We start from the raw sequence: 11009 nt of genomic DNA on the forward strand, positions 1-11009 counted from the left end.
CGTCGCGTCGCCTTCAATCAACCGTCAACAGAACCCACCATGTCACTGCTCGCCCCATTGATAGCACCCGTTGCCACCGTGCTCGGCATGCCACTCTCGATCGGCGATCTCGCCGGCCTCGCCACCGGCCTCGTCTGCGTGTGGCTGACCACGCGCTCTCACATCGCCAACTTCCCGCTCGGCATCGTCAATTGCGTGATCCTGGGCCTGGTGTACGTCGAACTGCGGCTGTTCTCCGATGCCGGACTGCAGATCGTGTTCATCACCATGGGCCTGATCGGCTGGCGTGCTTGGCTGCGGCATGGCAGCGATGCCGCTCATCTACCGGTATTCCGCTCCAGCGGGCGCGAATGGCTGCTGCTGGCACTTTCGGCCGCCCTAGTCACGCTGCTGCTATGGCAGCTGATGCTGTGGGCCAAGGGCAGCGCGCCGCTGATGGATGCGCTGATCACCGCGCTGAGCCTGTGCGCACAGTGGCTGCTGAACCAGCGCCGCCGCGACAGCTGGCTGTGGTGGATCGCGGTCGACGTGGTGTCAATTCCGCTTTACTTCAGCCGCGGCCTGCCGCTGATCGCCATCCTCTACACGGTGTTCCTGCTGCTGTGCATCCGTGGCTGGTTCGCCTGGAACAGGCCGGCCGGGGCGACGGCGTGAACCGCGTTCAATTCCAGCATGGCCTGGTGATCGGCAAGTTCTACCCGCCGCACCTGGGCCACCTCTATTTGATGCGCACCGCCGCCCACCATTGCCGGCAGGTGACGGTGGCGGTGCTGGGCGCGTCGGTCGAATCGATCTCGATTGCCGACCGGGTGGCCTGGCTGCGCGAATGTCTCGTCGACCTGCCTCACGTTTGCGTGGTCGGCGCGCTCGATGACATCCCCATCGATTATCACGACCCGGCGATCTGGGACGCGCACGTCGCCATCATGCGCGCGGCTGTGGATGAGAGTGCAGCGGCCGGTATCGCCGTCGATGCGGTGTTCACCTCGGAAAACTACGGCGGCGAGCTGGCGCGGCACTTTGGTGCAGCCTCGGTCTGCCTCGATCCGCAGCGGGCGTTGCATCCGGTGTCGGGCACGGCGGTACGCACCGACCTCGCCACGCACTGGTGGCAGCTGCCGGCGCCGGTGCGCGCCGGGCTCGCGATGCGGGTGACGGTGGTCGGCGCCGAATCGACCGGCACCACCACGCTGGCGCGCGATCTCGCCACGGCACTGCAGACGCGTGGCGGCGCCTGGGCGGCGACGCGCTGGGTGGCGGAGTACGGCCGCGAGTACAGCCAGAACCTGATGGCACTGGCACGCGCCCGCGATCCCGCCGCACGGCCGCAGGACGTGCACTGGCAGGCAGACGATTTCACGCTGATCGCGATGGAACAGACCCGACGTGAAAACGCAGCGGCCCGCGAGGGCGGGCCGGTGCTCGTATGCGATACCGACGCGCTGGCCACCCGCATCTGGCACGAGCGCTATCGCGGGCTGCGCCATCAAGGCGTCGAGGCGATCGCCGCCGCCATGCCACCACGCCAGCTCTACCTGCTGACGGACCACGCCGACGTGCCGTTCGAGGACGACGGCCTGCGCGACGGTGAAACGCTGCGACCGTGGATGACGCAGCGCTTTGTCGACGTGCTGGCTATGCAGCCGGTGCCATGGTTGCGGCTCTCAGGCAGTCGTGAGCTGCGATTAGCCAAGGCCCTGACTGCCGTCGATACGGCTTGGCAACGACACGCAGGTTTCGCCCTGCCGCTGGAACAGCGCGCCATAGCGTGATGACCAACAAAAAGGGGCGCCGCAGCGCCCCTTTGTCAGCCAAGTTCCGTTCAATGACGGCCCAGGTGCTTGGCGATGTCGGTCTTCATGTTTTCCGACAGCGTACCGAACACTGCCTGCACGCCGTTACCGACCACCATCACACCAGCGGCACCCAGCGCCTTGAGCTTGGCCTGATCGACCTTGTCGATATCAGCCACCGCGATACGCAAGCGCGTGATGCAGGCATCCAGGCTCTGGATATTGTCACCACCACCGAAGGCGGCCACCAGCTCGCGAGTGCGATCGTCGCCCACGCTGCTGGCAAGCTCGGCTTCAATCATGCCAGCTTCGTCGTCCTCGCGGCCAGGGGTCTTGAGGTTGAGCTTGGCGATGGCGAAGCGGAACACACCGTAGTAGATCACCGCGTAGATCGGGCCCAGGATCAGCACCAGCCACCAGTTCTGCGCGTTCTTGCCAAAGGCATTGAACAGCAGGAAATCGATACCGCCCTGCGAGAAGGTGAAGCCCATGTGCATATCGAGCGTGTTGGCCAAGAACTGGGTCGATGCGGCGAGCACGGCGTGGATCACGTACAGCACCGGGGCGACGAACAGGAAGGAAAACTCGATCGGCTCGGTGATGCCGGTGAGGAAGGAAGTGAGCGCGGCCGAGATCATGATACCGCCCACCTTCACCCGATTTTCAGGCTTGGCACTGTGCCAAATCGCGATAGCGGCGGCAGGCAGGCCGAACATCTTGAAGAGGAAAGCACCGGACAGCACGCCGGCCGTGGGGTCACCGGCGAAGAAGCGGTTGATGTCGCCGCGTACCACCTTGCCAGCCGCGTCGGTGAAGCTGCCCATCTCGAAGAAGAACGGCACGTTCCAGATGTGATGCAGGCCGAAGGGGATCAGCAAGCGCTCGACGAAACCATAAACGGTAGCTGCCGTGCGCGGGCTGCTATAAGCGGCCCAGTGCGAGAACTGCTCAATACCTCCCTGGATAGGCGGCCAGACGATGGACAATGCCACGCCGACGAAGATCGCCGCCACGCCGGTGACGATAGGTACGAAGCGCTTGCCGGCAAAGAAGCCCAGATACGGCGGCAGCGAGATTCGGTAGTAGCGGTTGAACAGGGTCGCCGCCACGCCACCGATGATGATGCCGCCGAACACACCGGTCTCCATCGACTTCATGCCCATCACGGTGGCAGGCTCGATACCCCATACCCCAGCCATTACCCCAAGGGTGGCAATCATCACGACAAAGCCGACCACCGCCGCGATTGCGGCCACGCCGTCGTTCTCGGTCAAACCAAGAGCAACGCCAACGGCGAAGATAATCGGCAGGTTGCCGAAGATGGCGCCACCGCTCTGCGCCATCACCTGCGATACCGCGGCCGGTATGAAGGAAAAGTTGGATGCACCAATACCGAGCAGCAAACCGGCCACCGGCAGCACGGCCACCGGCAGCATCAACGCCTTGCCGATTTTCTGCAGCACCGCAAAGGCTTGTTTGAACATGATCAGACTCCCATCGCATTGAATTGGATTGAAGCGGATATTCCGCGCGCGGGTTACAAGTCTCTATTAGGTGTTCGTACTAGCTGGGCGGGATTCGTTTGCGCTGGATCAAGGTCGTTTTGGCTAGCAAGCAAAATCGATTCAGCTTACGGTTTTTGGTCTGCACCATGAAATGCACGCGACGGTCCTGTACGCGTTATAGATGTGCAGATGTGCAAACGCCATCGGCATGGCCGATGGCGTTGGGTGGATGTATGGGACAGGTCAGTCGACGAGCTTGGCCAGCTTGGCGCGCACTTCGGCCGCAGTCCCCATTTGCAATACTTCGTTGGCCAGCTTCACGCAATCGGCCTTGTTGAGCGTGCGCACCAGCGCCTTGATCGCCGGAATGGCAGGCACGCTGACCGATAGCTCATCGACGCCGATCCCCAGCAACACCGGTACCGCCTGCGGATCGGAAGCGATGCCGCCACACACGCCCACCCATTTACCGTGGGTATGGGCACCCTTCACCGTCATCGCGATCAGGCGCAGCACGCCCGGATGCAATGCATCGGCCTGCTTGGCAAGCTTGGGGTGACCGCGATCCATGGCCAATGTGTACTGGGTCAGATCGTTGGTGCCGATCGAGAAGAAATCGACCTCGCGAGCAAACACCTCGCTCATCACCGCAGTGGATGGCACCTCGACCATGATGCCGATCTTCACGTCCGCAGTAACACCCAGTGCAGCCTTTTCTTCGGCGATGATGGCCTTGGTCTCGCGCACTTCCTCCAGCGACGCAATCATCGGGAACATGATGTGCAGCTTGGAGTAGGGTGCCGCGCGCAGAATGGCGCGAACCTGGGTGCGCATGATCTCCGGCGCGGCCAGGCACAGCCGGATGCCGCGCACGCCAAGGAAAGGGTTTTCCTCAGGCGGCATCGGCAGGTAGGGCAAGGGCTTGTCGCCGCCGACGTCCAGCGTGCGGATCACCAGCGTGCGTTCCGTGCCAAGCGCCTTGGCGATATCGCTGTAGATCTGCGTCTGTTCCGCTTCGCTCGGCGCATCAGTGCGTTCGAGGTAGAGGAACTCGCTGCGCAACAGGCCCACGCCTTCACCGCCGAGCTCGACCCCCTGTTTTGCCTCGTCGAGGCTACCAATATTGGCGACCACTTCCACACGGGTACCGTCACGCATGATGGCCGGTTGCATCGCGGTGGTCAGTTCCTCTGCGCGCTTCTTGGCCTGCGTGACCTGCTTTTCCCGAATCCGCGTGATCTCGGCCTCGCTCGGGTTCTTGCGCAACGTGCCCTTGGTGCCATCGAGAATCACCGGCGTGCCGTTGGCCAGCTGCAATACGGCGTCCTCGATACCGCAGATCGCAGGGATATTGAGCGAACGCGCCAGGATGGCGACGTGGCTGGTGGCACCGCCGCCGGTAGTGGCAAAGCCCAGCACCTTGGTGCGATCGAGGCTGGCCGTGTCGGACGGCGTCAGCTCCTCGGCGATCAGGATGGCGTTTTCCGGTACGACGAGCTCGGCTTCCTTCACTCCAGCCAAGAGCCGCAGCACGCGGCGACCCACGTCGCGGATGTCATTGGCGCGGCCGGCCAGCACTTCGTTCTGCAGCTTGGCGAGCTTGTCGGCATAGATGGTGAAGGCGGAGCGCCAGGCAAAACCGGCGCTCTTGCCGTTGCTGATGCTGGAAATCGCGATATCCAGCAGATCCGGATCGGCCAGCAGTTCCTGGTGGGCGGCAAAGATCTCGGCCTTGGATTCGTCCTCGATCTCGGATTTGAGCACCTCAAGCTGCTGGCGCGCTTCCTTGAGCGCGTCATCCAGCCGGCGGCGCTCGACCTGGGCATTGTCACCCTGCTCGCGCACCTCGATCACATCCTGCTTCACCTGGAAGATCTGCCCGACTGCAAGGCCAGGCGACGCCGACACACCGGCGAGCACATTGGGATCGGTCGAATGCGGCTTCTTCGCAGCCGGCTTCATCACCGGCTTGGGCGCCGGTGGCGGCACGCCTGGGCCGCAGTCCTCGCCACAGCCGGAGCGGATCAGCTCGGCCAACACCTTGATCGCGGACTGGCCGTCCGAGCCCGTGGCTTTCACGCGGATCTCGTCGCCATGTTTCACTTCCAGGCCCATGATGCCGACGACCGATTTGGCATTGCCTTCGTCGTTGCCCCGTACCAGTTTTACATCGCTCTTGTAGGCCTTGGCCGCATTGGCCAGTGCCGCTGCCGGCCGCGCATGCAAGCCAGTGGCATTGGGCACCTTGATCGGGTCGGACAGCGCGACATCGCCGCTAGTCGCAGTCGGCGCAGCGGCGCTACCGGCCAGTTCCAGCGTCAGCGCCACGGTGAGCCCCGCGCGGGCAAAACCGCTGGCAGGCAGGTAGGCGGCAATCTTCTCGCCGTTGGCGATCACCATTTCGGTGAGGACGCTCTTGCCCGCCTTCGTGATGAGTTCGGAATTGAACTCGATCAGCGGCTGGCCGGTCCGCACGCTGTCGCCTTCCTTCACCAGCGCCTTGAAGCCTTCACCCTTGAGCAGCACGGTATCGAGACCGATATGCAGCAGCACCTCCACGCCTTCCGCCGTGGTCAGCGTGATCGCATGGCGGGAAGCATGCAGCTGCGTGACCCGGCCGTTGGCAGGCGCGACCAGCACATTGGAGGTCGGATCGATCGAGATCCCATCCCCGACCATTCTCTGCGCAAACACGGGGTCCGGCACGGTATCAATCGGGACGATCAGGCCCGTGAGCGGGGCAAGCAGTTCAATGCGCTGGTTAGACATAAACAGACCTCGAAAACGTGTATTACGAATTGGGTAGCACTACATCAGCATTTGCCGATCAGTGTAGAGGGAGCTTGAGCACCGAGCTGTGAAATTTTCCTGCTTGTCATGATAAACCGGACAAGCTTTGACGTAAGTCGGATTGAGTGCTATCCGATGAGCAAGCGGAAATTCAGTGGCTCGCCCGATACACCTTGGTCGGCGTCACGATCAGGTCGAGCCGCAGATCCCAGCGCTCCACCGGCAGGCGATCGACGCGCTGTTCATCGAATGCGATCCCGACCAAAAGTGGGCGACGCCAGTGCCGTCTGGCGCGCCGAAACTGAAAGGTGCTGTCGTAGTAGCCTCCACCTTGGCCCAACCGCGCCAGTGCATCGTCGAAACCCAGCAGCGGCACGAACACCACGTCGAGCTCGCGTGCCGTGATCACTTCGGCATGGCTGGCCTCGGGGATGCCGTAAGCGCCCATTCGCCATTGCGCTGCGTGATCGAGGCGGACGAAATCGAGACGTCTGCCACGACGCGGTACACGTGGCAGATAAACCCTGCTGCCCCGCTGCAACGCCTGCAGTAACACCGGCCATGCGGAGAGCTCGCTGCCGGTCGCAATATAGGCGGCAATGCGCCGGGCAGGCTTGACCAAACGCAAGCCGGCAACGCGGCGTGCGATGGCCAGCGCGGCAATTTGGTGCTGGTCGGCGGATAAAACGGCGCGCCGCGCCCGCAGTTCGCGTCGCAGCGCTGTTTTTTCAGTGGAGGAGTGGGGCTGGGTCAAGGCAGAAGGGGCTTCCCGCGAGTGCCGTCCGGTCCAGCATCCTGAACCCAAGGGCTCAAGTCGTTACCAACTCGCCGCCATCAGGTACGTTCAACCAGGGAACGCGCGCAACAGGAAGCAGTTTGTGCTGGCAACTGATGCTGTACTTATCGGTTCAAGGAATTTATGGACCGGACAAACACCGCAGGAAAGCAATCGTAGCGCGATGCGTGCTGATCAGAATAATTGCCCCTGATCCTGCAGCGCCGCATCGAGCGTTGCATTCATGGCCTCGATTCTACGCCGATAGGCTCCGATGTCAAAACCGCCTGCGTCCATGTGCAGATATTCGTGGGCGATGTTGAGCGCCGCCATGATGGCGATCTTCTCGATACCGATCACCTTACCGCCCTCGCGGATCTCGTGCATTTTGGCGTCAAGCATGTTCACGGCCTGCAGCAGCGTTTCTTCTTCTTCCAGCGGGCAGGCCACGCGGAACTCCCGGCCCATGATGGAGACATCGAGCTGCTTGATCTCGCTCATGCTTCGTCCTCCTCGTCCTCGGGCAACTTGGCCAGGATGGCTGCGACACGGGTCTTGGTGCCGGCAACCTTGGCGGAAAGCTGCTGGTTGTTCTGCTCCAGCGCCAGTACCTGTTGCCGCAGGCCGTGGTTTTCCGCTTTCAGCCGCGCGCACAGCTTGACCAGGTGCCCGATCTTGTCGGCTAGGCTTTCGAGTTCGGCATCCATGAACGATCTCCGTTGTCGCCTTGCCGATTCTAAGGCAATTTGCCGGCCCGCGCCGAATCGACCCAGCGGCACAGTTGCGCCATCGCGCCAACGAAACGCGGCCCGGGGCGTACCAGGGCATCGCCGTGCAAGCGAAACACGCGTCGCGACGCCACGGCAGACAGCTTGCCAAAGCGCTGCCACCCCTGGAGCAGCTCAGCTGGCCCGTTGACAAGTATGACCTCGGGCTGGAATTGCAGTACGGCCTCCAGGCTGGCGATCGGCACTGTCGCGGCATCAGCGCCATACAGATTGTGCGCGCCGCAATCCTTGAGCGATCGCCCGAGGAAGGCGCGATCCGAAACCGTGTACATCGGGCGCTCACCCAGCTGCAGGAACACGCGCACCGAGCGTGCCTTGGTGTATTGCGCCCGCAGCGCCGCAAGCTGCGCACGCTGTTCCCGTGCAAGCGCTTGGCCTCGCTGTGGCTCGCCCAGCAGCGTTGCCAGTCGTTCCAGATTGCTGGCGATGGCTTCCACGGAATCCGGCCTGCTGTTGAACACGACGATGCCCAGTTCGCGCAATCGCCGCGTGGCCGCATCATTGGCCTCGCCTTCCCAGCTGATCACGAGATCAGGCTTGAGCGCAACAATGGCTTCGGTGTTGAGCGCCGCGTAATCGCCTATACGCGGCAAGCGCGTGACCAGAGCCGGGTAGTCGCTGAACTTGTCCACGGCCACCAGCGCTTGTGGCGCAATCGCCGCAACCAGCTCCGTGGCATGTGGCGTCAGCGTAATCACCCGTCGCGCGCTCTGAGCCAGCACGATCGTCGCTCCGGCATCATCGCGCACCGAAACCGCTGATGCCATGGTGCTCAGACACAGCACCAGCAGGCATACCGCGAGCTTCACGGCGCGTCGTCGTCCTGCTGCGGCTCGATCAGCTGGTTTTCCTGAGGGGCGGCAACGATATCAGCCGGTGTTTCCAGCGTAATCCGGCCCAGCGTGCCATTGCGAAAATCGGTAAGGACCAGCTCGGCAGTCTTTTGCATATCGATGCGTCCGCCTCCCATTACCGCGCCCCGCTTGCGGCCGATCTGCTCCAGCAACTGCTCCGGCGGCACATCAAGCACATCGAGCTTGTAGCGCGCCTGCAGCAGCTCCGGGTAGCGCTGTACCAGGGTTTCGATCGCGAACAACGCCACGTCTTCTTCGTTGTAGGCGTTGCGACCGATGGAGCCGCCCAGGGCAATGCGGTAACCGCAATCTTCCACCGCGATCTTGGGCCACATCAGGCCTGGCGTGTCGTAGAAGATGGTGCCACCCACCGTTTCCACCCGCTGTTGCGATTTGGTCACCCCCGGAGTATCGGCAACGTTGGCGATCTTGCGGCCCATCAGCGCGTTGACCAGGGTGGACTTACCGACATTGGGGATGCCCATGATCATGGCGCGTAGCGGCTTTTCCATGCCAGTGCGATACGGTGCCAGCTCCAGGCAAAGCTGCGGCAACTTCTTCACCTGTGCCGCCTTGCCTTCATCGCCCATCAGGATAGCCGACGTGGCTGGCTGCGACCGGAACCAGGCAAGCCACGCCTGGTTGAGCACGGGATCCGCGAGGTCCGACTTGTTCAGGATCTTGAGCGCTGGTCGCTGCCGTTGCCGACGCAGCTGCTCGATCATCGGGTTGGTACTGGACCACGGCAGACGCGCGTCGACAATCTCGATCACCACATCGACCTTGGCCATGGTCTCCGCCACCTGCTTGCGGGCGGCGTTCATGTGACCGGGGAACCACTGGATGGCCATAGCGGGCCTATAACTCGGTAGGTACGGCTTGGCAGTATAGCCGAGCGGGCCAAGGACGACTTACACACACTCGTTTTTGTGGATAGCATCAAACTGCTTGTGGATAAGCCGTCTGTTCACACCTGCTCTCAAATGCTCACCAAACTATCCACAGGACAGCAAGCCAGGATAGCAACAAGCTAAATGCTTCTTAAGTGGTTGAATATGCAGTGAAATCCAGCTTATCCACAGAATTTGGCGCCCTTATTATCTGTTGTTATCTCTTTCTATTCCAATATTGTTAGTTTGTACGTGGATCAAAAACGCAGACAACATGATGCAGCCTTAATGAATAACTGCATGTTGTTGTAATATTTGATACCTTAGAAGAACCGATTCATGTTCACTATTGATTTATCAATGAACCATTTCGTCTGCAACCGATTCACCAAGCTACGAAAAAACTCGTCATTATTCATTCAATATGACAACCGAAAGTACACAAAGTCCTATCGATTTTAATGGCCGTTTCTATTTATCTGGCAGCAGCTGCTATTTATCCAGTTGGGTAGCGGGGCTAGACAAGAAAGCACCAAGAGAGATCATTTCCCGTGAGCCTGTTAAATCATGAAAAATCGCAGCAAAGAAATTTGTATATAGCGGGAAGTTGGTCTATCAGCTTTCATCTAGTTTTATTTCTAACGTTACTTGGACCAGCAGCAAGCACGCAAAAAAAATACTTTCATAAACAAGAACTTAGCGTTCTACTGCAAGCCGAAACCAAAGTCGAGACAGGCATTAAGGAAGAATATTCCTTCTCTGGAAAAGAACATCTAGCTAGCAATCATCTACCAGAAAACCAATATGCTTGGCGGGAATTTCCTGAATGGATGCTGAAACAAAACACCCCCGTTGTTGAAGCGGAAGTAAAAGAAGAACCAGCAATTCCATTTCAACCTTTAAAACTGCAATTTCAGGTAGGAGATCACGTTACTGAAGGCGTATTACTTGAGCTGGAAATCAACATAGATGATTTAGGTATAGTAAAGAATATTAACGTACTGAATAGCCAGCTTGATGAAAATGAAACAAAGCGAATAGTAAAAGAAATATACGAAACCTATTTTATCCCAGCCAAAATAAATGGCGGGGCAGTCGAAAGCGTACAAATACTCAAATTTGGAAATTAATAAAAAACCCCGGTTTCCCGGGGTTTTCTTTATTTCCATGATTTCTCTGTAGTACCTATAGCACCATCATGGTCCTTATCCCACTCCCTTAACCCCGTGTTCGCAAGCGTCAGATAATCCTTGTTTGCGCCATACCGTTGTTGGGATCCAATGGGGCTTGCCCGCAAAGTAAAACTTTCCGCATCGCATGCGTGAATGGTGATGTCGTAGTACTTTGTTGTCCCATCGAGGGGCGCTTTTGCAATAGGCGCGGCTCTGGGGCAGGTATCTGTACTCGTTTCTTGATAGCTGTTCTTTACCGTATACCTGCGTTCCAGAATTTGAGCATTCTGCAGTAATACTGTCTGAGCATCACCCTTCCTTACCTTATATATATATTCCGTATAGGAAGGCATCGCTATTGCTATCAAGATACCCATGATCGCAACGACAAGCATCAACTCGATCAGCGTGAATCCGTGGCTTTTCATTTGATTTGCCCATC

Annotated in this window: 11 protein-coding genes and 1 other RNA gene; 3 read left to right on the forward strand and 9 right to left on the reverse strand. The window is 59.7% G+C overall.

The genetic code is table 11. The annotated features are described in order from the left end of the window. Positions 1-39: 39 nt before the first annotated feature. Both pnuC and NLI84_RS03430 read left to right on the forward strand, forming a co-directional pair. Complete coding sequence (gene pnuC, locus NLI84_RS03425) at positions 40-654, forward strand: nicotinamide riboside transporter PnuC (RefSeq protein ID WP_255988189.1); 615 nt, start codon at positions 40-42, stop codon at positions 652-654. Next, positions 651-1772, forward strand: coding sequence for an AAA family ATPase (locus NLI84_RS03430; RefSeq protein WP_255988190.1), 1122 nt, complete (start codon positions 651-653; stop codon positions 1770-1772). Before pnuC ends, NLI84_RS03430 begins: the two co-directional genes overlap by 4 nt. A 50-nt stretch (positions 1773-1822) precedes the next feature. Here the strand turns inward: NLI84_RS03430 and ptsG are convergent, their stop codons facing one another. From ptsG to ylqF, 8 genes are all read right to left on the reverse strand, one after another. Beyond that, positions 1823-3277 (reverse strand): PTS glucose transporter subunit IIBC, encoded by a 1455-nt coding sequence (ptsG, locus tag NLI84_RS03435; protein ID WP_255988191.1) that lies wholly within the window; start codon positions 3275-3277, stop codon positions 1823-1825. A 264-nt stretch (positions 3278-3541) separates the two neighbouring features. Next, the gene (gene ptsP / locus NLI84_RS03440; RefSeq protein ID WP_255988192.1) at positions 3542-6067 is read right to left on the reverse strand and encodes a phosphoenolpyruvate--protein phosphotransferase; all 2526 of its coding nucleotides are present in this window, start codon (positions 6065-6067) and stop codon (positions 3542-3544) included. A 172-nt stretch (positions 6068-6239) separates the two neighbouring features. Then, positions 6240-6842 carry a 5-formyltetrahydrofolate cyclo-ligase gene (locus tag NLI84_RS03445; RefSeq protein ID WP_255988193.1) on the reverse strand — a complete coding sequence of 201 codons (603 nt, stop codon included), beginning with the start codon at positions 6840-6842 and terminating at the stop codon, positions 6240-6242. Positions 6843-6850: 8 nt separating this feature from the next. Next, positions 6851-7035: non-coding RNA, 6S RNA (ssrS, locus tag NLI84_RS03450), on the reverse strand. Between the two features lie 23 nt (positions 7036-7058). Then, on the reverse strand, positions 7059-7364 hold the full coding sequence (locus NLI84_RS03455) for a cell division protein ZapA (RefSeq protein WP_255988194.1): 306 nt from the start codon (positions 7362-7364) through the stop codon (positions 7059-7061). Then, positions 7361-7570: a hypothetical protein gene (locus NLI84_RS03460; RefSeq protein WP_255988195.1), complete on the reverse strand. Its 210-nt coding sequence runs from the start codon at positions 7568-7570 to the stop codon at positions 7361-7363. Before NLI84_RS03460 ends, NLI84_RS03455 begins: the two co-directional genes overlap by 4 nt. A 29-nt stretch (positions 7571-7599) precedes the next feature. Beyond that, positions 7600-8460, reverse strand: coding sequence for a helical backbone metal receptor (locus tag NLI84_RS03465; protein WP_255988196.1), 861 nt, complete (start codon positions 8458-8460; stop codon positions 7600-7602). Then, positions 8457-9356, reverse strand: coding sequence for a ribosome biogenesis GTPase YlqF (gene ylqF / locus NLI84_RS03470; protein WP_255988198.1), 900 nt, complete (start codon positions 9354-9356; stop codon positions 8457-8459). The genes NLI84_RS03465 and ylqF overlap by 4 nt, the downstream gene beginning before the upstream one ends. Positions 9357-9946: 590 nt before the next feature. Between ylqF and NLI84_RS03475 the strand changes: the two genes are divergently transcribed. Continuing rightward, positions 9947-10525 (forward strand): hypothetical protein, encoded by a 579-nt coding sequence (locus NLI84_RS03475; protein ID WP_255988200.1) that lies wholly within the window; start codon positions 9947-9949, stop codon positions 10523-10525. Positions 10526-10554: 29 nt separating this feature from the next. Here the strand turns inward: NLI84_RS03475 and NLI84_RS03480 are convergent, their stop codons facing one another. Beyond that, positions 10555-10995 carry a type IV pilin protein gene (locus NLI84_RS03480; RefSeq protein WP_284699783.1) on the reverse strand — a complete coding sequence of 147 codons (441 nt, stop codon included), beginning with the start codon at positions 10993-10995 and terminating at the stop codon, positions 10555-10557. Positions 10996-11009: the final 14 nt, after the last annotated feature.

It is taken from the genome of Chitinolyticbacter albus, assembly GCF_024437655.1.
GTDB classification, from domain to species: Bacteria; Pseudomonadota; Gammaproteobacteria; order Burkholderiales; family Chitinibacteraceae; genus Chitinolyticbacter; species Chitinolyticbacter albus.